The 21,668-nt window shown below is 67.4% G+C and carries 21 protein-coding genes; 10 read left to right on the top strand and 11 right to left on the bottom strand.

What is annotated here, in order from left to right:
* The first annotated feature begins 44 nt into the window (after nt 1-44).
* Both ABD231_RS05505 and ABD231_RS05500 read left to right on the top strand, forming a co-directional pair.
* Nucleotides 45-1,403, top strand: a complete 1,359-nt coding sequence (locus ABD231_RS05505) for a hypothetical protein (RefSeq protein WP_344145954.1) — start codon at nt 45-47, stop codon at nt 1,401-1,403.
* Between the two features lie 54 nt (nt 1,404-1,457).
* Complete coding sequence (locus ABD231_RS05500; RefSeq protein WP_344145951.1) at nt 1,458-2,393, top strand: trypsin-like serine peptidase; 936 nt, start codon at nt 1,458-1,460, stop codon at nt 2,391-2,393.
* Here the strand turns inward: ABD231_RS05500 and ABD231_RS05495 are convergent.
* Nucleotides 2,381-2,860 carry a winged helix-turn-helix transcriptional regulator gene (locus tag ABD231_RS05495; RefSeq protein ID WP_344145948.1) on the bottom strand — a complete coding sequence of 160 codons (480 nt, stop codon included), beginning with the start codon at nt 2,858-2,860 and terminating at the stop codon, nt 2,381-2,383. The two genes, ABD231_RS05500 and ABD231_RS05495, sit on opposite strands and share 13 nt — an antisense overlap.
* 66 nt (nt 2,861-2,926) lie before the next feature.
* Between ABD231_RS05495 and ABD231_RS05490 the strand changes: the two genes are divergently transcribed.
* Nucleotides 2,927-3,439, top strand: a complete 513-nt coding sequence (locus ABD231_RS05490) for a PaaI family thioesterase (protein ID WP_344145945.1) — start codon at nt 2,927-2,929, stop codon at nt 3,437-3,439.
* On the opposite strand, the gene ABD231_RS05485 is transcribed toward ABD231_RS05490, so the two are convergent.
* From ABD231_RS05485 to ABD231_RS05470, 4 genes are all read right to left on the bottom strand, one after another.
* Nucleotides 3,425-4,732 (bottom strand): aspartate aminotransferase type Ic, encoded by a 1,308-nt coding sequence (locus ABD231_RS05485; protein ID WP_344145942.1) that lies wholly within the window; start codon nt 4,730-4,732, stop codon nt 3,425-3,427. The genes ABD231_RS05490 and ABD231_RS05485 overlap by 15 nt on opposite strands.
* A gap of 46 nt (nt 4,733-4,778) precedes the next feature.
* The gene (locus ABD231_RS05480; protein WP_344145939.1) at nt 4,779-7,190 is read right to left on the bottom strand and encodes a penicillin-binding protein; all 2,412 of its coding nucleotides are present in this window, start codon (nt 7,188-7,190) and stop codon (nt 4,779-4,781) included.
* A 54-nt stretch (nt 7,191-7,244) separates the two neighbouring features.
* Nucleotides 7,245-9,611: a HelD family protein gene (locus tag ABD231_RS05475; RefSeq protein ID WP_344145936.1), complete on the bottom strand. Its 2,367-nt coding sequence runs from the start codon at nt 9,609-9,611 to the stop codon at nt 7,245-7,247.
* A 118-nt stretch (nt 9,612-9,729) separates the two neighbouring features.
* Nucleotides 9,730-10,758: a LacI family DNA-binding transcriptional regulator gene (locus ABD231_RS05470; RefSeq protein ID WP_344145933.1), complete on the bottom strand. Its 1,029-nt coding sequence runs from the start codon at nt 10,756-10,758 to the stop codon at nt 9,730-9,732.
* 167 nt (nt 10,759-10,925) lie between these two features.
* Here ABD231_RS05470 and ABD231_RS05465 point away from each other — a divergent pair, with 167 nt between their 5' ends.
* The 3 genes from ABD231_RS05465 to ABD231_RS05455 all read left to right on the top strand — a co-directional run bounded on the left by ABD231_RS05465 (nt 10,926) and on the right by ABD231_RS05455 (nt 13,970).
* Nucleotides 10,926-12,218: an extracellular solute-binding protein gene (locus tag ABD231_RS05465; RefSeq protein ID WP_344145930.1), complete on the top strand. Its 1,293-nt coding sequence runs from the start codon at nt 10,926-10,928 to the stop codon at nt 12,216-12,218.
* Nucleotides 12,219-12,292: 74 nt separating this feature from the next.
* Complete coding sequence (locus ABD231_RS05460; RefSeq protein WP_344145927.1) at nt 12,293-13,135, top strand: carbohydrate ABC transporter permease; 843 nt, start codon at nt 12,293-12,295, stop codon at nt 13,133-13,135.
* Nucleotide 13,136: 1 nt separating this feature from the next.
* A complete protein-coding gene (locus ABD231_RS05455; protein WP_344145924.1) occupies nt 13,137-13,970 on the top strand; it encodes a carbohydrate ABC transporter permease in 834 nt (277 codons plus the stop codon).
* Nucleotides 13,971-14,038: 68 nt separating this feature from the next.
* Here ABD231_RS05455 and ABD231_RS05450 read toward each other — a convergent pair whose 3' ends face one another.
* Genes ABD231_RS05450 through ABD231_RS05440 form a run of 3 tightly spaced genes read right to left on the bottom strand, consistent with a single transcriptional unit; the run spans nt 14,039 to nt 15,894 of the window.
* Nucleotides 14,039-14,698: a hypothetical protein gene (locus tag ABD231_RS05450; RefSeq protein WP_344145921.1), complete on the bottom strand. Its 660-nt coding sequence runs from the start codon at nt 14,696-14,698 to the stop codon at nt 14,039-14,041.
* Nucleotides 14,695-15,579, bottom strand: a complete 885-nt coding sequence (locus ABD231_RS05445) for an ABC transporter ATP-binding protein (RefSeq protein ID WP_344145918.1) — start codon at nt 15,577-15,579, stop codon at nt 14,695-14,697. Before ABD231_RS05445 ends, ABD231_RS05450 begins: the two co-directional genes overlap by 4 nt.
* A 9-nt stretch (nt 15,580-15,588) precedes the next feature.
* On the bottom strand, nt 15,589-15,894 hold the full coding sequence (locus ABD231_RS05440) for a hypothetical protein (RefSeq protein WP_344145915.1): 306 nt from the start codon (nt 15,892-15,894) through the stop codon (nt 15,589-15,591).
* A gap of 196 nt (nt 15,895-16,090) precedes the next feature.
* On the opposite strand from ABD231_RS05440, the gene ABD231_RS05435 reads away from it, so the two are divergent.
* The 4 genes from ABD231_RS05435 to ABD231_RS05420 are packed head-to-tail and all read left to right on the top strand — an operon-like array spanning nt 16,091 to nt 18,803.
* The gene (locus ABD231_RS05435; protein ID WP_344145912.1) at nt 16,091-17,026 is read left to right on the top strand and encodes a DUF1905 domain-containing protein; all 936 of its coding nucleotides are present in this window, start codon (nt 16,091-16,093) and stop codon (nt 17,024-17,026) included.
* A gap of 47 nt (nt 17,027-17,073) precedes the next feature.
* Nucleotides 17,074-17,925 (top strand): CPBP family intramembrane glutamic endopeptidase, encoded by an 852-nt coding sequence (locus tag ABD231_RS05430; RefSeq protein ID WP_344145909.1) that lies wholly within the window; start codon nt 17,074-17,076, stop codon nt 17,923-17,925.
* A 31-nt stretch (nt 17,926-17,956) separates the two neighbouring features.
* Nucleotides 17,957-18,250, top strand: coding sequence for a hypothetical protein (locus ABD231_RS05425; RefSeq protein ID WP_344145906.1), 294 nt, complete (start codon nt 17,957-17,959; stop codon nt 18,248-18,250).
* Between the two features lie 19 nt (nt 18,251-18,269).
* Nucleotides 18,270-18,803, top strand: coding sequence for a GNAT family N-acetyltransferase (locus ABD231_RS05420; RefSeq protein WP_344145903.1), 534 nt, complete (start codon nt 18,270-18,272; stop codon nt 18,801-18,803).
* Between the two features lie 161 nt (nt 18,804-18,964).
* Here the strand turns inward: ABD231_RS05420 and ABD231_RS05415 are convergent, their stop codons facing one another.
* The 3 genes from ABD231_RS05415 to ABD231_RS05405 are packed head-to-tail and all read right to left on the bottom strand — an operon-like array spanning nt 18,965 to nt 21,620.
* Nucleotides 18,965-19,690, bottom strand: a complete 726-nt coding sequence (locus ABD231_RS05415; RefSeq protein ID WP_344145900.1) for an amidohydrolase family protein — start codon at nt 19,688-19,690, stop codon at nt 18,965-18,967.
* Nucleotides 19,690-20,412 (bottom strand): amidohydrolase family protein, encoded by a 723-nt coding sequence (locus ABD231_RS05410; protein ID WP_344145897.1) that lies wholly within the window; start codon nt 20,410-20,412, stop codon nt 19,690-19,692. Before ABD231_RS05410 ends, ABD231_RS05415 begins: the two co-directional genes overlap by 1 nt.
* Nucleotides 20,409-21,620, bottom strand: coding sequence for a DegT/DnrJ/EryC1/StrS family aminotransferase (locus tag ABD231_RS05405; RefSeq protein ID WP_344145894.1), 1,212 nt, complete (start codon nt 21,618-21,620; stop codon nt 20,409-20,411). Before ABD231_RS05405 ends, ABD231_RS05410 begins: the two co-directional genes overlap by 4 nt.
* Nucleotides 21,621-21,668 lie beyond the last annotated feature (48 nt).

The following is a 21,668-nucleotide window of genomic DNA, read 5'->3' as shown; positions in this document are numbered from 1 at the left end:
GCCACAGCGCGTGACGACGGGTTGTCAGCGGTCAGGCTTTCGGTATGAAAGATGACCGGTTGGCTGCTGCCCTTGGGAACGCGTCGTTGCTCGGTGTCGGCTACATGCTGTTGCGTCGCTGGCGGTTGGCGATCGCTGCGCAGGTGATCACGGTGGCGCTCGTGCTGATCCTGGTGTCACAGAAGGCGTTGTGGTGTGAGATCGCGCTGGCGGTGTGGTGGGTCGCGGTCGTGGTGCACGGCTGGACTGCGGCCGGGAAGCCCGGCACACGGCCGGTGCGCGAGCAGCGCGTGATCGCCTTGTGTGTCACGGTTCCGGTCCTGCTGGCCGGCGGCTTCTTCCGGTACGACGCCGCCGGCATCCAGCGCGATGTCGCCGAGGCTCGCGCGGCCGGGGACTGCGCGGGCGTCACGGCTGCCCAATCGAAGGCCCGGTACGGCGATCGTGTCGCGGACGCGCCGGGTATCGAAGGGCTCGGTGTCGATGTCGAGGCGTGTGCGGAGCTCCGGGAAATCGCGCGGATGCTGCCAGGCACGTTGCCCGGCCACACGAACCTTCTGGCCGAGCAGTTCGCGAAGCTCGATGCGGTGCTCGCGAAACCGGGGCAGGACAAGACCGTGGAGAAGGTGCTCGACGAGTACCTCGGCAGCCTGACCGCGCAGAGCCCGTGCAACACCGTCAAGCTCGCCACCTGGCTGCGGGATCGCCAGAAGACGCGGAACGTACTGGACAAGGCGGGTCCCGTCGGCGACGGTCTCGTACCCGGCAACCAGTTCGCGTGCGCGCAGTCCGAGGCCAAGGCCGCTCAGTGGCGCGCGGCGTCGTACCGGTATCGGGAGCTGATCGCCCGGTATCCCAAGGCTCCCGTCACCTCCAAAGCGCGGGCCGCGCTGGTCGTGGCCACGCTGAAGGTGCAGCTGCTCGACATCCGTGGACTGATCGACTCGGGGGAGTACTGCGCCAAGCCGGCCGCGTACGGCGGTGCGCCGCGCTACCGCCGTGGGGTGAACCGTGCCCTCATCCTCGGTGCGCAGGAGGAGTACACGAGCCAGTTGCCGAGCCAGTGGAAGACCACAGTGCCGACCAACGCCTCGGTGGTGATCTGCACCGAAGAGGTGGAGGACGGACCGGCGATCAGGACCTGCCCGTACGTTCGCGAGGGCTACAACTTCGACTTCTACCGCACGTTCCGCAAGGTCGTGGTTCCGGTGAAGATCTACGCGATGCGTACCGGCCGACTGGTGAAGGCCGCCAAGGTGGTGATCGACGGCCCGGCCTGCCCAGCGGTCTACACCGACAGCTCGGGTCTGCTTCCGATCGCCGGGGAGACGATTTCGACGCCGGTGGAGCCGACTGCGGCGAACATTCGGGCTGCGTTCCAACCGTTGCTGGTCCGGCCCTGAAGGCCTATCGTTTCGCGCACCTAATGTGACCGCCCGCTCACTGTGAGGTGCATTGTGCGATTCCGCCCAGTTTTGCCCGCCCTGCTGGCCATTTCCTGCATGGTGGCCGGTGCTACGACCGCTACCGCGGCGAGCCCGTCGACTACGCATGAGGCCGCAACCACCAAAGCCCAGCAGGCCAAGGTGGCCGACTTCTGGACTCCCGAGCGGATGCGATCCGCCGTACCGATCGATCAGCTACTCACACCCAAGCAGCGCATCAACACCGGCAAGATTGCTGCTGGCAAGCCAAGCACTGTGTCACCGACTGCGTTCCCGAGCGGAGGAGGCGCGTGGACGGGTGGCGGCAAGATCGTTGCCACCGAGGGTCGCGTGTTCTTCACCTACACCGGCCGTACGGCGTCCTGCAGCGGGACCGCGGTGACGAGCGGCAACAAGAGCACGGTCATCACGGCCGGGCACTGCGTGAAGCTTGATGGCGCGTTCCACACCAACTGGGTGTTCGTCCCGGCGTACAACAGTGGCGCGACGCCGTACGGGACGTGGACCGCGAAGAAGACCTACGCGACCCCGCAGTGGGTTGCCAGCGAGGACATCAACTACGACGTCGGCGCGGCGGTTGTGAACCCGCTGAACGGCGCGAGCCTGACCGATGTGGTCGGTGGGCAGGGGATCGCGTTCAACCAGGCGCGCGGCCAGAACATGTACGCGTTCGGGTACCCGGCGGCGGCGCCGTACGACGGCTCCAAGCTCATCTACTGCAGCGGCAAGGTGTTCAACGCGTTCATCTCGGACGGCATCGGCATGACGTGTGACATGACCGGCGGCTCGAGTGGGGGCGGCTGGTTCCTGCAGTTCAGCGAGTCGACCGGCGCCGGCATCGTCAACTCGGTGAACAGCTACAAGATCAACTTCATCCCGACCTGGATGTTCGGCCCCTACTTCGGTGCCGACGCCCAGAACCTCTACAACACCGCTCAAGCAGGCTGATCCCTGCGGTGCGCACCGGGTCCGGGGCGCGGTACGGCGTCGCGTGGTGAAGCGACGTGATGACCGGCCGCGCAACGGACCTCGGTGTGCACGAGCGCACCGCACTCGCGGTGGGTGACCTCGAGCGGCGCGCCCTCGTCGCCGGCCAGATACTTGTCGCCCCAGTCGCGGATCGCGATCAGGATCGGGTAGAGATCGAGCCCTTTGGCCGTCAGCCGGTACTCGAAGCGCTGCCGCGCGCCCGGCTCCTGGTATGGCGTCCGCCGCAGGATCCCGTGGTCGACCAGCGTCGCGAGGCGGTTCGACAGCACCTGTCGCGGTACCTGCGTCCGCGTCCGCATGTCGTCGAAGCGGCGGATGCCGTTGAACACCTCGCGCAGTACGACGACCGTCCACCGCTCGCCGATGATCTCCATCGTCTTGCCGACCGGGCAGTTGTCCGCCGACCAATCCAGCGCGTTGTACATACAAGGCATCCTAGTGAGCTCTAGGTCTCGTTGACAGACCCAGCTGCGAGCTGTGAGGCTCGGCGTATGACGGACATCCAGGACGGTCCCCGTACCCGCACGTTCAGCTGGCCGGATCCGGCGGTGATCGCGGCCCGGGTCGGTACGACGTCCGGGCTGGAGATGCTGCAGGCGCTGCGCGACGGGGAGATCCCGGCACCGCCGATCCTGCAGCTGGTCGGGGCGACCGGGATCGAGGTCGAGGAGGGTCAGGTGACGGTCTTCATGCCGGCCCAGGAGTACCACTACAACCCGCTCGGCACGGTGCACGGCGGCGTGATCGCGACGCTGCTCGACACCGCCGCGGGCTGCACGGTCCACTCGACGCTGCCCGCCGGAACCGGCTACACGTCACTCGACCTGAACACGCGCTTCATCAAGCCGGTCACCGTGAAGTCCGGCGAACTGCGCTGCACCGGTTCGATCATCAGCCGCGGCCGCCGTACTGCGGTGGCCGAAGCCCGGCTGGTGGACGAGCGCGGCACCTTGCTGGCGCACGCCACGTCCACCTGCCTGATCTTCGAACTAGGCGGTCAGTAGCTTCTCACTCTGCAGCTTTTCTATGGCCGACAACCGCACGCAGACCGTCAGGCCGGCGACCGCGGTCTCGAGCTCGTCGAGCTCCGGGTACGTCGGTGCGATCCGGATGATGCTGTCGGCCGGGTCATCGCCGTACGGGTGGGTGGCGCCGGCCGGGGTGAGCGCGATCCCGGCCGCCTTCGCCTTGGCGACGACGTCGGCGGCGCAACCCTCGGGCACCCGCAGCGTGATGAAGTAGCCGCCGGTCGGCGCGTTCCAGGACGCGAACCCGCTGTCGCCGAGCTCGGCGGTGAGGATCTTGTCGACCGCCTCGAACTTCGGCCGGATCAGGCCGGCCAGCTGCCGCATGTGCTCGTGCAGGCCGTCCTCGTCGCGCAGGAACTGTACGTGCCGGAGCTGGTTGACCTTGTCCGGCCCGATGCTCCGCTTGGCCGTGTGGCTCGACCACCACTTCAGGTTCGCCGGCGACGAGCCGAAGAACGCGACACCCGCTCCGGCGTAGGTGATCTTCGAGCTGGACCCGAACACGAACACGCGATCCGCGTTCCCGTGCTCAGCAGCCAAAGCCAGTACGTCGGCCAGCTCCGCGTGCTCGTCGGTCAGGTGGTGCACGGCGTACGCGTTGTCCCAGAAGATCCGGAAGTCCGGCGCGGCCGTCGTCATCGCGGCGAGCCGGCGCACGGTCTCGGCCGAGTACGTCGTGCCGTCCGGGTTGCTGTACTTCGGCACGCACCAGATGCCCTTGATCGAGGCGTCGCCGGCCACCAGCCGCTCGACCTCGTCCATGTCCGGGCCGTCCGGCGTGAGCGCGACCGGGACCATCTTGATCCCGTAGCGCTCGCAGATCCCGAAGTGCCGGTCGTAGCCGGGGACCGGGCACAGGAAGGTGATCTCGTCCTCGTCGGCCCAGCGGCGCTCGGCGCCCGGCACCTGACCGAGCAGCGCGAACACGATCGCGTCGTGCATCAGCTCGAGGCTGGAGTTGCCCGCGGCGAGCAGCTGGTCGGCCGGCACCTGCAGGTCCGCGGCGAAGATCGCCCGCAGCTCGGGCAGCCCGTTCGGGCCGCCGTAGTTGCGCAGGTCGGTCCCGTCGGCGGCGAACGGCCGCTCCATCGCCCCGAGGATCGCGTCGGCGAGATCGAGCTGGCGCGGCGACGGTTTACCGCGGGTCAGGTCGAGCTTCAGCCCCTTCGCGGCAAGTGCGTCGTACTCCGCCTGGGCGCGGTCCCGCTGCGCCGTCAACTCTTCCACCGTCAAGGCCGAACCACCCACGACATTCCCCTTCGCTGCCATCGTTACGGACAGCTTAGTGGGATCCGACGGGTCGCTATACCACGGGTCAGCGGCCGTTGCACTTGGGGAACTTCGGGTCCCACGGCGGACAGGTCGGACGTCCTGGCCCGGTCGGCTTGGTGGGCGGCGGAATCGGGATCGTCGGGATGCCGGGTGTCACCGGGGGAGTGGGCGGCGGCGCCTTGCTGCCGTTCGACAGCCACAGCGTGACCAGGGCACCCGGCAGCGCGCCGTCCTCGGTCCGCGGGCTGGTGTAGGCGACCGTGCCGGAGACCGCGTCGGAGTCGACCAGGGTGTCGGAGACCGCGACCTTGAAGCCGAGTGCCTGGAGCGCGGCGGTCGCCTGCTCCGGCGTCATCCCCTTCACCATCGGCAGGTCCTTGACGTTACCGCGGATGGTCTTCTCGTCCGGCTGCACGAACCTCGACGACGGCAACCCGGCCAGGATGCCGCGCATCGCGGTCTCCCAGATCGGACCCGCCGTACCGGAACCCGAGACCTCGTGCCCCAGTTTCCTGCCGTTGAAGGTCTGGTTCATGAGGTTGGTCGCCGGCGGCGTGGCGTCAGCGACCACCGAGGCGGCCGCGTACTTCGACGAGTAGCCGGCGAACCACACGGCCTTGTTCTCGTTGACCGTTCCGGTCTTACCGGCCAGGTCGCTGCGGCCGAACTTCAGCTTGCTACCGGTACCGCCCGGCTCCATCACCTCGTGCAGCACGTAGTTGACGCCGTCCGCGACCTGCGGGGTCATCACCGGCTTGCAGCTGCGGCCCGGGGTGGCGATCGACTTGCCGCGGACGCTGGCGACCGCGGTGACCACCTGCGGGTTGCAGAACACTCCGCGGGCCGCGAATGTCGCATACGCGCTCGAAAGCATCATCGGCGTGATCAGACCGGCCGAGCCGAGCGTCATCGACGGGACCTGCAGCAGCGGCTTCTCGGTCTGCGCGTCGCGCATGCCCATCCGTGCCGCGAGGGTGGCGATCGGGCACAGCCCGACCTGCTGGGACAGCTGCAGGAAGTAGGTGTTGGTCGAGGCGCGTGCGGCGTCGATCATCGACGGGTCCGGGACGGTCTTGGTCGAGTTCTTCGGGGTGTAGTCCGGGGCCGAGGTGACCCCGGTGCAGGTCTTGAAGTCCTGCCCGCTCAGATCGAGGGTCTGCGGGGAGTTGATCCGGTAGTTGAGCGGAACGCCCTTCTGGATCGCGGCGGCGATGGTGAACGCCTTCATCGTCGACCCGTTCTGGAACCCGCCGAACCCACCGGGGTAGGACTTCTCGACGTTGTAGTTGTACGCCGTCTGGTTCTTCTTGAACCCGTACGGCTTGCTCTGCGCCATCGCCTTCACCAGACCGGTGTTCGGCTCGACCACGGTGATCGCGGCGACCGCCTGGTCGGTCGGCTTGGAGTGCTTGTCGATGGAGCTCTGGGCGGCGGCCTGCATCTTCGGGTCGAGCGAGGTCCGGATCGTCAGACCGGCGGTCTGGATGTAGTTCTCCCGATCCTCCTTGGACCGGCCGAAGACCGGGTTCTCCTTCAGCTTGGCCACCACGTAGTCGCAGTAGAACGGGTACTTCGAGTTCGCGCAGCCGTTCGGCACGACCTGGATCTTGCGCGGGTCGATGACGGGTGTCTTCATCGCGGCCGCGGACTGCTTGGCGGTGATGATGCCGAGGTCGCGCATCCGCATCAGCACGGTGTCGCGGCGGTCCTTGGCCTTCTTCGGGGCATCGGTCGGGTCGTAGCCGACCGGGTTCTTCACCAGCCCGGCCAGCAGCGCGGCCTGCGGCAGGGTGAGCTTCGACGCGGGTACCCCGAAGTAGTGCCGGGCCGCGGCCTCGACGCCGTACGAGCGGCCGCCGAAGAAGGCGAGGTTCAGATAGCGGTGCAGGATCTCGTCCTTGGAGACCTTCTGCTCGACCGCGATGGCGTAGCGCAGCTCGGCGATCTTGCGCTCGTAGGTGTCGGCGGTCGCCGCCGCGCGCTCCTCGGGAGTCTTCGCCTTCGCGACCAGGCTGAGCTTGACGTACTGCTGGGTGATGCTGGAGCCGCCCTGGGACACCCCGCCGGCCGTCTGGTTCCGCAGCAGCGCGCGCAGCGTGCCCTTGGCGTCGATGGCGCCGTGCTCGTAGAAGCGGTCGTCCTCGATCGCCACGATCGCCTTCAGCATGATCGGGTTGATCGCCTTCAGCGAGACCTCGGTCCGGTTCTCCTTGTACAGGGTCGCGATCAGCGAACCGTCCGCCGCCTGGATGACCGTCTTCTGCTGCGATGCCGGGATCGCCAGGTCCTGCGGGAGGAACTGGACGGTGTTGTGCACCGTCTGCGTGGTCACGCCGGCCAGACCGGCCAGCGGGAGCGCCAGACCGGCAACGAGGGCGCCGGACAACGTGCTCACCAGGAGGAAAAGGAGCACCGACCGGAAGGCACCGGGGCGGGCCGGCTCACTTCTGTGCATGACCCGGCACAGTACGGCAGGTCAGGGGCCTTCGGCAGGCCGTACGTTACGGAATTAACACATTTGACCCGCAATTTCACCCTCTGTGGTCACGCTCTCACTCCCCGGTGGCACTGTGCCCGTTTTTGAGGGGCCGTGCCACTCCGTGATCAACCGGCCCTGTACGGCTAGCACCTCCGGAAGGTCGCCGTCGGCCAGGATGCCAAGGCGTTTGGTGGCCCGGGTGACGGCGACGTAGAGGTCGGAGAGTCCGCGGCGGGACTCGGCGATGATGCCGGCCGGATCCGCGATCAGTACCGCGTCGAACTCGAGACCCTTGGACCGCGTGACATCGAGCAGCGCGACCGGTGCGTCGAGAACCGCGGGATCATTGCTGTAGGCAACATCCTCCAGTACGGCGGCCAATTCGTCGTACCGGGGTCCCGGGACGAGCACCGCGAGCCGGCCGTCGCCGATCGCCTCCCGCTCGGTCTTGATCGCGTCGCGGAGCGCATCGACGAACTCCGCACCGGGTACGGCGCGGATCCACGGCTCGTCGTTGCCATCGCGTACCGACACCGGTGGTTGCAGCGTCGGATCGATCGCGGCAAGCACGTCGGCCGCCACCGTCATGATGTCGGTCGGCGTGCGGTAGTTGACGGTCAGCTCGGCACTGCGCCAGCGGCGTGGCGCGTACTGCTCGAGCAGATCGGACCACGACTTCACACCGGCGTCCGTCCCGGTCTGCGCGATGTCACCGACCAGCGTCATCGAACGGCGTGGGCAGCGGCGCATCAGGAGCCGCCAATCCATCGCCGACAACTCCTGCGCCTCGTCGACGATGACGTGCCCGAAGACCCAGCTGCGATCGGCAGAAGCGCGCTCGGACACCGTGCCCGGGTTCCGGATCAGCTCGGTGCGTTGAGCAATGAGGTTCTCGAACTGCTCGATCTCCCACGGCATCACGACAATGTTCTGCGCCTCCATCTGAACCTGCACGACTTCCTTGGCGTACCGCCAGTTCTCCTCGGCCTCCGCAGCTGCCGCGGCGGTCTGTTGCTTCCGGGCCGCCACGGTCGAGTCGAGTTCGCCGATCAATTCGGCGGCCTCGTCGAGCAGCGGTACGTCGGATGCCGTCCACGGCGCGTTGATCGGCCGGAGGATCGCGGCCTGATCGTCCGCACTCAGCTGCGGTGCCGCCGCGGCCAGGCGTTCGGCCGAGGACAGCAGCACGCTGACCAGGAGCTGCGGGGTGAGCTCGGGCCACAGGTGATCCAGAACGCCGTGCACACGCTCGTCCTCGGCCAGCTCCTTGCGGATGTCCTCGATGTCGTCCGTGCCGACGTACTGCCGGCCGATCGTGTCGACGACCTGGTTGGTGAGGACGGTCAGGATGCGGCGGACGAAGATCCGCCGGGCCGGGTTGTGCGGTTCGTCGGACTCAAGCGCCTTCTCCTTCGCCTTCCGCACCGCATCGGGTCGCAGGACGAGCTCATGTTGATCGACCTTGAAGTGGAGCGGCGCATCCGGGACCCGCTGGAAGTTCGCGACCGCCTGGGCAAGGACGTCGACCATCACCAGATCGCCCTTCACCCGCGCTGCGGCCGCGTCCTCGGCCGCAGTCGCCTCCACTCCCGGATACAGCTCGCCGACCGTCGCCAGTACGACGTCGGTCTCGCCCAGCGACGGCAACACCTGATCGATATAGCGCAGGAACGTCGTGTTGGGCCCCACGACCAGTACGCCGTTCCGTGACAGCTGCTCGCGATGCGTATAAAGCAGGTACGCCGCTCGGTGCAGCGCAACCACGGTCTTCCCGGTACCGGGCCCACCCTGGACGACCAGTACGCCGGGGAGTTCGGAGCGGATGATCTCGTCCTGCTCGGTCTGGATGGTCGCGACGATCTCGTTCATCCGGCCGGTGCGGTTGGCACCGAGTGACGACATCAACGCCGCCTCACCGATCAGCGTGCTGCGATCGCTGTCCTGCAACGCCTCGAGATCGAGTACGTCGTCGTCCACCCCGATCACCGTGCGGCCGTTCAGGCGGATGTGCCGGCGCCGGGTCACTCCGAGTGGCGCGGCCGGGGTGGCGCGGTAGAAGGACTGCGCGAGCGGCGTCCGCCAGTCGATCAGCAGCGGGTCGTACTCCTCGTCGAACAGCCCGATCCGCCCGATGTGGAACCGTTCGCCGTCGGTCTCGTCGATCCGGCCGAAACACAATCCGCGTTCCACCGACGAGAGTTGCGCGAATCGGCCGGAGAACAGATTGGTGAAGGATTCGCGTTCGCTGTAGCCCTGCAGATTGTCGACGGTGTTCTCACCCTGAACCCGGTCCAGCTCGCCGCGTGCCCTTTCGCGCAAGACGTCGAGCCGTTCGTACATGATCGCCACATGCCCTTGTTCTTCTGCCACCTGCTGTGCCAGCAGCTCATCCGTCACAGTGCCCCCGACCCTTCTTGAAATACCTGGGAATGTCTGATAATCTGTTCTTAGTTGCCCCAAAAGGGCAACTTTTTTTGTTTCAGACACAAACACCCAACGGTATCTATTTCCGGGGTTACTCGCAAGCAATAGGCGCGGCCGAACCGCGAACGATCAAGGTTGTAGCGAGTTCGACATGGTGCGAATCGATCGTCTCGCCCGCGGCCAGCCGCAGCGCGGTACGCAAGGCGACGGCGCCCATCTCGCGCAACGGTTGTTTGACCGTGGTCAACGGCGGCGAGGCGAGCCGCGCGACCTGCGTGTCGTCGAAGCCGACCACACTGAGGTCCTCCGGGATCCGCAGTCCGCGGGCCCGCGCCGCCTCCATCACGCCGAGCGCGACCTCGTCGCTGCCGGCGAAGATCGCGGTCGGCCGGTCCGGTAGGTCGAGGAGGACGGTTCCGCCGGCTACGCCGTCGTCGTACAGGAAGTCGCGTTGCCAGATGTAGTGCTTGGGGACGGTTGCGCCGACGGTCTCCATTGCGCTGCGGAAGCCGCTCATCCGCGCCTGGTTGCAGCCTGAGGTGGGTGGGCCGCCGAGGTAGGCGATCTTGCGGTGCCCGAGGTCGAGCAGGTGCTGGGTCGCCGCCATGCCGCCGGCGAAGTTCGTCGAGCCGACACTCGTCATGTCCGGCTCCGGGATGTTGGCCGGATCGATGACCACCAAGGGCAACCGGGCGCGAGACACGGCAGCGAGGTCGGCGGCGGTCAGCTCGCTCGTGATGCCGATCGCGGCCCGGCGACCGCCGCTGATCAGCTCGCGGATCCAGCGGCTCGCCCGGTCCGTCGGGCTGGACTCATTGCGCGGATGCGCGTTCAGTACGACGTCGACGTTCGCCGCCTGACCCGCGTCGACGACGCCCTGGATCACCTCGACCGAATAGTTGTTCAGGGCCCCTTGATAGAAGAGCTCGACCGAGGCCCGGACCACGGTCTCGGGCCGGCGGCCGACGTACCCGTGCTGGGTGAGGAGGTCCTGGACCCGGGCACGGGTCGCGGACGAGACATCGCTGCGGCCGTTGAGGACTTTGGAGACCGTCGCGATCGAGACCCCGGCGGTCTTCGCGACGGTGGACAGGGTGACCGTGGTCTTCGGACGTGGCATCTCGTTCCTCCTCCTGGTAAAGGTCCATTATCGAAACTTTTCGAAGGCTCTGACAAGCCTTGACAGGTGTTTCTCCGAAACCTACGTTACGAAACACCTTCAGGGAGACGGAGATCACAGTGGACCCGATCAGAACATCTCGACGGACGTTTTTGAGCCTGGCGGCGGTGAGTGCGCTCGCGGCCTGCGGCACGTCCGGCCCCAAGACCACACCCGGCTCGACTGGTGGCGCAGCCGGCGGTGGAGCGTCGTACTGGTTCCTCACCGGGCAGCCCGGGCAGGGCATCCGCGAGGGGCAGGTCAAGCGGTTCAACGAGGCGAACTCGGGCTCGCAGCTGAAGACGACCGAGTTCCAGAACGACGCCTTCAAGCAGAAGATCAAGACCGCCATCGGCGCGGGCCAGGGACCGACGCTGATCTGGGGCTGGGGCGGCGGCGGGCTGAAGGCCTACGTGGACGCCGGGCAGGTCGAGGACCTGACCGACTTCTTCGGGCAGAACGCGGCGCTGAAGGACTCGATCTTCCCGTCCGCGTTCGGCGCGGCGACGGTCGGCGGCAAGATCTACGCGATGCCGGTGGAGACCGTGGCGCCGATCGTGCTGTTCTACGACAAGCGCGCGTTCGAGAAGATCGGGGCGCAGCCGCCGCAGTCGTGGGGCGACATCATGGATCTGGTGCCGAAGTTCAACGGTGCCGGCATCGCGCCGTTCTCGCTCGGTGGGCAGTCGCGCTGGACCAACATGATGTGGCTGGAGTTCCTGTTCGACCGGATCGGCGGCAGTGAGGTCTTCGGCAGCATCTTCGAGGGCAAGGCCAACGGCTGGTCGGATCCGTCGGCGCTGAAGGCGCTCGACGAGATGCAGAAGCTGATCAAGGCCGGCGGTTTCATCAAGGGCTTCTCCTCGATCACCGCGGACTCGAACGCCGACCAGGCACTGCTGTTCACCGGTAAGGCCGCGATGATGCTGCACGGCGCCTGGACCTACGGGAACATGAAGACGTCCGGCAAGGACTTCGTCACCGGCGGGCACCTGGGCTACATGAACTTCCCGGGCGTCGATGGTGGTAAGGGCGATCCGAGTGACACCGTCGGCAACCCAGGGCAGTACCTGTCGATCTCGTCGAAGGCGAGTGACGCGGACAAGGAGACGGCGAAGAAGTTCCTCGCCAACAACACGCTGGACGATGCCTCGGTCAACGAATGGGTGACGACCGGGAACATCGCGGTCGCGAAGAGTTCGAAGGACAAGCTGGCCGGGATCACCGACAAGAACGACGCCGAGTGGCTGAAGTTCGTCTACGACACCTCGGCGAACGCGAAGACTTTCGCGCAGTCGTGGGACCAGGCACTCAGCCCGACCCAGGCCGAGACGCTGCTCGACAACATCGCTAAACTCTTCCAGCTCTCGATCTCGCCGCAGCAGTTCGCCGACAGTATGAACGCGGTGATCGGCAAGTGAGCTCGCCCGGCCGGACGGTTTCCAGGTCGGGTGCTGGGTCGGGTTCCGCGCATGGAACCGGGGCGGTGTCCTGGATGGTGCTTCCGGCGCTGGCGATGTTCGTGCTGTTCGGGGTGGTGCCGCTGGTCGGCGTACTGGTGCTGAGCTTTGCGCAGTGGGACGGGCTGGGCGCGATTCGCCCAGCCGGGCTGGCGAACTGGGGATCGGTGCTGTCCGATCCCGGGTTGCCGCATGCGATCTGGGTGACGTTCGAGATCATGATCCTGTCCTGGGTGGTGCAGACTCCGCTGAGTCTGCTGATCGGGACGTTCCTGGCCGGGCGGCAGCGGTACCGCGGGTTTCTCGCGGTGCTCTACTTCGTGCCGCTGCTGCTCAGCTCGGCGGCGATCGCGATCACCTACAAGGCCTTGCTCGACCCGAACTTCGGGCTCGGCGCCGGTCTGAAGATCGGCTTCCTCACCCAGGACTGGCTCGGTAGCAGCAGTCTCGCGGTCGGCGTGGTCATCTTCGTGGTGTCGTGGCAGTTCATCCCGTTCCATTCGCTGATCTACCAAGGTGGTGTCCGGCAGATCCCGACCACGATGTACGAGGCGGCCGAGATCGACGGCGCCGGGCGGATCCGGCAGTTCTTCAGCATCACGGTGCCGCAGCTGAAGTACACGATCATCACGTCGTCGACGCTGATGGTGGTCGGTTCACTGACCTTCTTCGACCTGATCTTCGTACTGACCGCGGGCGGACCTGGTGATGCGACGCGGGTGCTGGCGCTGGACATGTACAAGCGCGGCTTCCAGGCGAACCTGATGGGTCCGGCGAGTGTGATCGCCGTACTGCTGGTGCTGATCGGACTCGCGCTGGCGTTGCTGCTGCGCCGGCTCGGCGGCAGTACGACGGCCAGTCAGCAGGAGGGAGCCTGAGATGTCCGCCCGCAAACTCATCCGCCTGAACTGGCTCGGCGGCTCGGCCGCGTGGTTGTGGCTGGTGATCGTGATGATCCCGCTCTACTGGATCGTGGTGACCAGCTTCAAGGACCAGAGCGCGTATTTCAGCCAGAACCCGTTCGCATTACCGACCGCACCGACGGCCGAGAACTACCGGATGGTGATCGAGGCCGATTTCCCGCGGTACTTCGTGAACAGCGTGATCGTCACGGCCGGCACGATCATCCCTGCGGTGACGATCTCGTTCCTCGCGGCGTACGCGATCGTGCGTGGTGCCGGCAGCCGGTTCCTGGCCGGAGTGAACGGGTTGTTCCTGATGGGACTGGCGATTCCCTTGCAGGCAACGATCATCCCGGTCTACCTGCTGATCATCCGGATGCGCCTGTACGACAGCCTGCTCGCGATCGTGCTGCCGTCGATCGCGTTCGCGATCCCGCTCTCCGTGCTCGTGCTGACGAACTTCATCCGCGACGTCCCGAAGGAACTCTTCGAGTCGATGCGGGTCGACGGCGCGACCGAGTGGGGAATGTTGCGCACACTCGCGTTCCCACTGACCCGGCCGGCCTTGGTGACGGTCGCGATCTACAACGGGTTGGGAGTGTGGAACGGGTTCCTGCTGCCGCTGATCCTGACCCAGAGTCCCGAGCAGAGAACGCTCCCGCTGGCGCTCTGGACCTTCCAGGGGCAGTACAGCGTGAACGTCCCGGCCGTGCTGGCCTCGGTCGTCCTCACCACCTTGCCCATCGCAATCCTGTACGCCGTCGGTCGCCGCCAGCTCCTGAGCGGCCTAACCGCAGGCTTCAGCCGCTGATCACCCGCTAGCTGCTTGTTCGCCGGCCGGGGAGCGCTCTCTCCGGCCGGCGCACTCTTGGCGGCAGCTCATTCTTTGCGGTCGGACAGGGCGCGGGTGGTGAAGAGCGCGGCGGTCAGGATGGCGGCGCTCAGCACGGCCAGGAGAGTGAGCGGTACGGCGCTCTCGGCGGGGGAGCGCTCTCTGTCCGAGAGCACGCTCATCAGCGCCCGGATCGGCGAGATCCAGCGGATCAGGAGCACGGCGAGAATCGCGGCGGCCGCGGTCAGCATGGCGACGCCGATCCGCGGGATGACGAGCCGCGAACAGAGCAGTCCGATCGCGATCCCGACGAGCGCCGCGGTGAGATGCGCGACCACCCCGACCGCCAGGATGCCGGCGGTGACCACATGCTTGCCGGTGACGAGCGGGTAGCAGATCCCGATCACGATCAGCGGCACACACCAGGTCAGGATCACCGCGACCGTGACCGCCAGCACCTTGGCCGAGCTGCCGATCATCACGAGCGTGATCCGGCGCTGGGTCGGGTCCTCGTGATTCACGATCGAGACCGTCAACCACGTCGTACACACCAGCATCGCCAGGACACAGAACGCGTACGCCGACTGCAGCGGTCCGTTGTCCGACGTCGTACCGACCGCAAGCGCGGCCAGGAAGATCAAGGTCGGCGGCAAGTACCGCTGCGACAGCAGAACGCTGGTCAGCAGAAACCGGTAGAGAGCGCTCACCGGGCGTTCACCTGCCGAACCGAACAACCGTGCGAGAGCGCCTTCAGCAAAACCGCATCATGCTCACCAGTCACCACCAGCAACGTGGTCCCGCTGCTGCCACGCCGAACCTCAACCACCTCAGGCCGCCCCGACCAGTCGAGCTCGGGACCAGGCGCCAGCACGATCTCAGTGAGCGCTCTCCCGAGAAACGCGTTCGCGGGAGACGCGTTGTTGGGAAACGTGTTCGGGAAGGGCGCGCTCTCAGGAGACGCGTTCTGGGGCGGCGTGCTCTCGTGGAGCGCTCTCTCGTGGAGCTTGCACGTTCTGGTGGCGGTCAGACGGACGGTTTCGGTGGAGTGTTCGGTGAAGGCGACGGCGGCGCCTGCGTGGGCGGTCTCGGTCAGCAGTTCGCGGAGTGTTTCGTGGGCGGTGGCGTCGAGGCCGGCCCAGGGTTCGTCAAGCACGAGCAGCTCGGGCGGTGTTAGCAGCGCCTGCGCGAGGGCGACCTTCTGCGCGTTGCCCTTGGACAGCTTCCGCATCGGCGTATCCGCGCCCCCGGTCAGCGCCAGCCGCTCGAGCAACACCGAAGAGCGCTCTCTCGCCGCTCCCGCGCTGAGTCCCCGGATCCGGCCCAGATGCCGGAGATACGCCGACGCCGACAACCGATCATGCGAAGTGAACACGTCCGGAACGTAACTGACCACCCGCACAGTACGCCGTACCGTCCCCGACGTCGGCCGCGACAAGCCCACCATCAGCTTCAGAACCGTCGACTTGCCCGACCCGTTCGCCCCGACCAGCGCCAGCAGTTCACCCGCCCCGACCCGCAGATCCACCTCACTGAGAATCTCCCGCCGCCCGTACCGCTTGGAGACATTGGTCAGCCGCACAACCTCCATGCACCGACCTTATCCGCGGGACCTCATCACTCGAGCGAGCGGGACTGTGAGTACTGCCGAGGCCAGGAGCGAGGCGGCGGCGAAGAGAGCGATTGCTGGGGCGGGAGAGGCGAGGTCGACGAGGACCTCTTGCTGGGCGAGGGAGGCGGCGTACCCGCAGCTGCAGAGGGCGACTACTGCGGCCAGGACGGGGAGGGGGAGGTCGAAGGCGAAGGCCAGGAAGGGAACGGCGAGGACGAAGCGAAGCCAGCGGGCGGCTGCGCGGCGTTGAGAGCGGTTGAAGAAGCGGCCGATGACCAGGTCGCCCGACAGCATGCCGGCTACCGTCTCTGATCATCTCCGCGTTCTGACGGCGGCCGGGCTGCTCGAGCGACGGCGTTCCGGACGCTCAGTTCTGTACTGGCAGTCCGATACCGGTCATCGCGTCACCCAGGCTCCGCCGGAAGATCCTCAGTAATTGACCGTGTATTCCGGAAGTGGGTTGTCCGGAAGGAGTCCTAGCATCTGGGTCATGGAGCGAGAGTTCGCTGGCGAGGTGATCGAGTGGCGCGGGCCGGCGCCGTACTACTTCGTGCTTGTGCCGGAGGCGGACGGCTTGGCGCTGCGGGCTGCTGGTTCGGATGCTGGTTATCGGGAGTGGGGGATGCTGCCGGTTCGGGTCCGGATGGGGAGTGCCGAGTGGAAGACGTCGCTGTGCTCGCGGGACGGCGGGTACCTGCTTCCGCTGAAGGACGCCGTACGGAAACCTGCGGGGGTTGATGCGGGGGAGGTGGTGGAGGTTCGGGTCGAGTTCGCCGGGGTGCGGCGGGAGCCGAGGCCGCAGCGGGTGAGTGTTCCGCGGCCGCGGGGTTCTCGGGAGCCGGTTCGGGATGAGCAGCTCGCGATTGTGCCAGCGAATCAGGCGGCGTGGGAGGACCTGCGGGCGGTCTTCGGGGCGAGTGGTGATCCGAGTAGGTGCTGGTGTCAGCGGTTCCGGATGCTGCCGAAGGAGAGTTGGGCGTCTGAGGGGGCGGAGGAGTTGTCTGCCCGACTGCGCGATCAGACCGGCTGCGGTGATCGGGAGGCATCGGCGACGAGCGGGCTGGTCGCGTACCTCGACGGGGAGGCGGTCGGATGGTGCGCGGTTGCGCCGCGGGCGGATCATCCGAGGTTGTTGCGGGACAATCGCGTGCCTTGGGAGGGGCGCGATGAGGACAAGGCGGACGCGACGGTGTGGGCCGTGACCTGCTTCGTTACTCGGGTTGGGTATCGGCGTCGGGGTATCGCCGGGGCGCTTGCTCGGGCTGCTGCTGAGTTTGCCCGGGAGCGCGGTGCTCGGGCTGTGGAGGGTTATCCGGACTTTGTGGATGGTGGGTCGATCGGGACGCTCGCCATGTTCTCCGACGCCGGTTTTGTCGAGGTGAGTCGGCCGGGGCGGCGGCGCGCCGTACTGCGCATCGACTTCTGAGTACGCCGGTCCGTGGGGCGGGTGGGGTCGGCGGGGATAGTGGAGGCATGACGAGTTCGGTGGGCGAGCCGGGGGCGGCGGAAGAGTCCAGTACGGCGGCGGTCGGTGGGGCGGGGGAGGCCGGTACGGCGGGAGTCGGTGGGCTGGCTTCTCGGCGGGTGCTGGGGCGGGAAGTCTGGTTGGTGCTGGCGCTGTCACTCGGGGCTTCGGGGGTGGCGGCGTTGATTTCGTTTACGGGGGTTCTGACGTCGGCGAAGCCGATCAGTGGGCAGACGGCGGTGATTGTGGGGTCGCGGGCGCCGGGGCGGCCTTGGCTGGATTTGGCTTGGCAGATTTTCGCCGTGGTGACGGCGTTGGTGCCGGTCGCGCTCGTGGGGCATTTTCTGCTGCGGGGTGGGGAGTCGCTGCGGACGATCGGGTTCGATCTGCGGGAGCGGGTGCGCGACCTCGGGCGGGGGACTGCGGTCGCCGCGGTGATCGGTGGGGCGGGGCTCGGGTTCTATCTGCTGGCTTATGCGTCCGGGGCGAACTTGACCGTGGATCCGGCGCAATTGCCCGATCACTGGTGGCGGATCCCGATCCTGATCGCGGTGGCCGCGCAGAACGCCGTACTCGAGGAGGTCATCGTGCTCGGGTACCTGAACCGGCGGCTGGATCAGCTGGGGTGGTCGGTCGGGCGGAGTACGGCGGCGAGTGCGTTGCTGCGGGGGTCGTATCACCTGTATCAGGGGGTCGGCGGGTTCGCGGGGAACGTGGTGATGGGGGTGATCTTCTGCTACCTGTACCGCCGGTGGGGGCGGGTGATGCCGCTGGTGGTGGCGCACACGGTGATCGACATCGTGGCGCTGGTCGGGGCGACGTACCTGATCGGGAAGGTCGGCTGGCTGCCCGGGTCGTAACCGATCGATGCTTTGTCAGGTTGTGAAGGGCGTGACAGTCAACGGGGCCCAACTCAATCAGAACATGATCAGCGAGACCGAAACCACCGATCCACCCGGGATCGATCCCGGCCTGGCGGCTGCGGCTCTGGCCGTCTTCGCCCATCGGCACGAAGTCGTGCACCTGCTGTACGCGGCGACCGACGAGCCGGACGCGCTGACCCGGATCGCCGACCTGCTGAAGGTGGACGAGTCGACGATCGGGCGGGTGCTCGACCAGCCGCTGCGCTGGATGCTGCCGCAGTTCCGGGCAGAGCTGGAGATGATCTCGGCGGCGCCGGGCTGAGGGCGGTTACCGTGTCCCGGTGCAGACCTACCGGGCGGACCTTCTCGAGATCGCGGACGAACTGACCGAGGCGTACGTCGAGGTGTTCACCGCACCGCCGTTCGCGCACCGGGACCCGGCGGAGACCCGCACCGCCTTCCGGCAACGGCTGGAAGGTGATGTGCGGCGCGTCGGGTTCCAGGCGTGGATCGAGCGGTCGGACGACGGGCGGATCTCCGGATTCGTCACCGGGTGGACGACACCTGCGCCGTTCCGGACGGACCGGTCGTACGGGAGTGTGCTGAAGCGGCTCGGTGCTGAGCAGGTCGACGAGTTGCTAGTCGGTGCGTTCGAGATCGACGAGCTAGGTGTACTCGCTCACGCGCGCGGGACCGGTCTCGGCCGCCGGTTGCTGGGGGCGGCGACCGCGGAGCACCCGCGTGCCTGGCTCCTCGCCTGGAACCAGAACCACGACACCCTCGCCTTCTACCGGCGCATCGGCTGGACCGAACCCCCGGTCCACGGCCCCGAAACCGACATCATCGTCTTCCTGGCCCCGACCCCCATCCGCTGACCATCCCCAGCACCAACCGCCAGCCCACCCGGCACCCGGCGTTTGATGGGTTCACCCACGCGGTGGTGGGTTCCTGAGGCGCATGCGGTGGGGGAACCCACAAGCGGATGGGGGAACCCATCAGATGGCGACTGGACGGAGTGGTGATTGGGGCGGTCGGGTTAGAGGGCGAAGAGGGTGGAGGCGTTCTGCCAGTGGACGGCTTCGGCTTCGGTGGGGGTCAGGGCGGCGGCGGTGAGGGCGCCCAGGGCTACTGAGGGGTCTATCAGGGTGGCGTCGGTGCCGAACATCAGGCGGGTGGGGCCGATGCGGTCGAGGATCCAGCGGATGCGGTCGGCGTCGGGGGCGGACCAGCAGGGTTCGAACCAGAGGTTGTCCGCGCGGCGGGCGGCTTCGGGGACCTGGCGCCAGGCGGCGGCGCCCATGTGGCCGGCGATCAGGCGGGAGCCGGGGACGCGGGCGGCCAGGTCGGCGAGGTCGAGGACGGTGTCGCCCCAGGTGTGGACGAGGGTGGGCAGGCCGAACTCGGTGGTCAGCTCGATGGCGGCCTGCATGGCCGGCGTGGTGATCGGGGTGCGGCTGTACTCGGTGTGGATCTTGGCGCCGACCCAGCGGTCGTTGCCGGCGACCAGGTCGCGGAGGTCGGCGCGGGCCTCGTCGAGGCGGCGGGGGTCGATCACGAGCATGCCGCGGAGGCGGTCGTCGGCGGGGAGCTGTTCGGCGAGAGCGCGGTTGCCGGCCGGGGCGTCGTACACGATGCCTTCGATCGAGGAGACCAGTTGCAGGTCGATGCCGAAGCGGTCCATCAGTTCGAGGTTGACCGCGATCGGGCCGACCTCCATCGAGAAGAACCACGGGCCCCAGTGGGCGTGGACGTCGATCAGCATCACGGCTCCAGCAGCTTGGTCAGGGACTGACTGCCCGCCTGGGCGATCTCGGCCGGGGTCAGCTTCGAGCTGAGCAGGCGGCCGAGCACCGAGTAGGTCTCGTGGAACGGCGTCCGGGTGCCGAAGACGAGGCGGTCGGCGCCGACCTCGGCGGCCACGATCTCGAGTGCGTCCGGCCCGGTCAGCATCCGGGTCGAGGTGTGGAACCCGGCCTCCGCGCGAGCCAGCAGCACGAAGTCACCCAGGTAGTAGAAGTGCGTGTCCAGGAACACCACCCGCGCCCCGAGCCCCCGCAGCGCCGGACCAATCACCCGTACGTCGCCCTCCACGAACAGCGGGATCCCAGCCTCCGCGACCAGTCGCGTCACATGTCCGAACGACGGGTACGACGGCTCCACCGCCTGAGCCGTCGGAGCCAACCGGATCCCGGCGGGCCGATCCGGACCACCGAGCAGTCGATCCAGCTCACGTTCGGCACCCAGCGGATCTCGCAGATCGAGCACCGGGCAACTCGTCCACCCGTTGCCCTCGGCTACTTCCCGGGCCTCGTCGTTCCCCGACGGTACGTCGAAGTGGACCGCCCGCAACGAGGCCACGACCCCACCGGAGATCCCCGTCCCGGCGAACACCTCCCGCACCCGTTCGGGGCGGCTCCAGCGCCCGGTCGTCACGTCGTGCCCGACCACGATGTCGCAGTCGAGCAGCAGCGGGGCTTCGGTCATGAGGTCTCCAGGGCGGTGTGGACCTTGCGGATCGCGGTGGCGATGTCGTCCACGTCGGCGCCGCTGTAGTTCTCGTTCCAGGGGAGCACCAGGAGCCGTTCGTTGATCAGAGTCTCGGCGTTCGGGCACAACCCCGGCGGATACTCGACATCCTGCAGCGGGAAGCCGGAGCCGCCGTACGTGATCTTCGAGCGGATCGCCGGGGCGGCGTACAGGGGTTCTTTCAGATAACCGGGAGTGCAGGGCACGCCTTCGGCGGTGAGCGCGGCCGCCCAGGGATGGATGTTGCCGTCGAGTAGCAACGGGTACTGCCAGTAGACGTGATCATCGTCGTCGGGCGGCGGCAAAAGACCGATGAGATCACCGATCCCCGCGGTCAGCTTCGCGGCGCCGGTACGTCGGTCGTCGACCACCTGCGCGAGTCGCGTCAACTGGACCCGCGTGACGGCCGCGGTCAGCTCGGGCATCCGGTAGTTCAGGGAGAGGAACAGGTACGTGCGCTCGTCGGTATCGCGCGGCCAGCCCTTGTCGGTGAACAGCCGCATCCGCCGAGCCAGTGCGGCGTCGTCAGTGATCACGAGCCCGCCGTCACCGGCGCTGATGTGCTTCGACTGCTGGAGACTGAAGCACCCGATATCGCCGATCTGCCCGGCGTAGACATCGCCGACCGGTGCCAGGTACGCCTGCGCACAGTCCTCGATCAGCAGCAGACCGTGCTTGTCGCACAGCGCCCGCAGCTCGCGGGTCGGCGCGGGCTTGCCGAACAGGTGGACCGCCAGCACCGCCCTCGTCCGCGGGGTGATCGCCGCCTCGACAGCGGCCGGATCCAGGTTCCCGGTGGTCAGGTCGACATCCGCGAACACCGGTACGGCGTTCTGCATGATGATGGGGAAAACGGTCCCCATGTCGCTGATCGGGGTGGTGATGATCTCGTCGCCCGGCTCCGGGTTGACCGCGGCCACGGCCAGGTGCAGGGCCGCCGTACCGGAGCTGCAGGCAACGGAATAGGCCGAGCCCAGCAACGAAGCGAACTCGCTCTCCAACGCCGCCACCTCGGTACCCCAGGTGGCGGAGAGCATCCCGCTGCGCAGCACGCGCTCGGCCGCCGCGACCTCCTCGTCGCCGAAGCGCCGCCCGGAGGCGTTGAAGACCGAGGGCAGGGGAGTGGATCGGACCGGGGTTCCGCCGTTCACGGCAAGCTCGGACACAGTGCCTCCGCGGTGGTAATTACGGTCATGGCTGTAATTACCACCGAC

This window comes from Kribbella yunnanensis, from assembly GCF_039529655.1.
Classification (GTDB): Bacteria; Actinomycetota; Actinomycetes; order Propionibacteriales; family Kribbellaceae; genus Kribbella; species Kribbella yunnanensis.
This window is presented reverse-complemented; position numbering and strand designations above follow the sequence as displayed.

What these genes read in the sequence shown, in the direction of transcription:
- ABD231_RS05480 (WP_344145939.1), bottom strand. Translation starts at nt 7,190, where the DNA reads ATGCACAGAAGTGAGCCGGCCCGCCCCGGTGCCTTCCGGTCGGTGCTC.
- ABD231_RS05430 (WP_344145909.1), top strand. Translation starts at nt 17,074, where the DNA reads ATGACGAGTTCGGTGGGCGAGCCGGGGGCGGCGGAAGAGTCCAGTACG.
- ABD231_RS05460 (WP_344145927.1), top strand. Translation starts at nt 12,293, where the DNA reads ATGGTGCTTCCGGCGCTGGCGATGTTCGTGCTGTTCGGGGTGGTGCCG.
- ABD231_RS05490 (WP_344145945.1), top strand. Translation starts at nt 2,927, where the DNA reads ATGACGGACATCCAGGACGGTCCCCGTACCCGCACGTTCAGCTGGCCG.
- ABD231_RS05410 (WP_344145897.1), bottom strand. Translation starts at nt 20,412, where the DNA reads ATGACCGAAGCCCCGCTGCTGCTCGACTGCGACATCGTGGTCGGGCAC.
- ABD231_RS05505 (WP_344145954.1), top strand. Translation starts at nt 45, where the DNA reads ATGAAAGATGACCGGTTGGCTGCTGCCCTTGGGAACGCGTCGTTGCTC.
- ABD231_RS05455 (WP_344145924.1), top strand. Translation starts at nt 13,137, where the DNA reads ATGTCCGCCCGCAAACTCATCCGCCTGAACTGGCTCGGCGGCTCGGCC.
- ABD231_RS05495 (WP_344145948.1), bottom strand. Translation starts at nt 2,860, where the DNA reads ATGTACAACGCGCTGGATTGGTCGGCGGACAACTGCCCGGTCGGCAAG.
- ABD231_RS05415 (WP_344145900.1), bottom strand. Translation starts at nt 19,690, where the DNA reads ATGCTGATCGACGTCCACGCCCACTGGGGCCCGTGGTTCTTCTCGATG.
- ABD231_RS05485 (WP_344145942.1), bottom strand. Translation starts at nt 4,732, where the DNA reads ATGGCAGCGAAGGGGAATGTCGTGGGTGGTTCGGCCTTGACGGTGGAA.
- ABD231_RS05470 (WP_344145933.1), bottom strand. Translation starts at nt 10,758, where the DNA reads ATGCCACGTCCGAAGACCACGGTCACCCTGTCCACCGTCGCGAAGACC.
- ABD231_RS05435 (WP_344145912.1), top strand. Translation starts at nt 16,091, where the DNA reads ATGGAGCGAGAGTTCGCTGGCGAGGTGATCGAGTGGCGCGGGCCGGCG.
- ABD231_RS05445 (WP_344145918.1), bottom strand. Translation starts at nt 15,579, where the DNA reads ATGGAGGTTGTGCGGCTGACCAATGTCTCCAAGCGGTACGGGCGGCGG.
- ABD231_RS05440 (WP_344145915.1), bottom strand. Translation starts at nt 15,894, where the DNA reads ATGCTGTCGGGCGACCTGGTCATCGGCCGCTTCTTCAACCGCTCTCAA.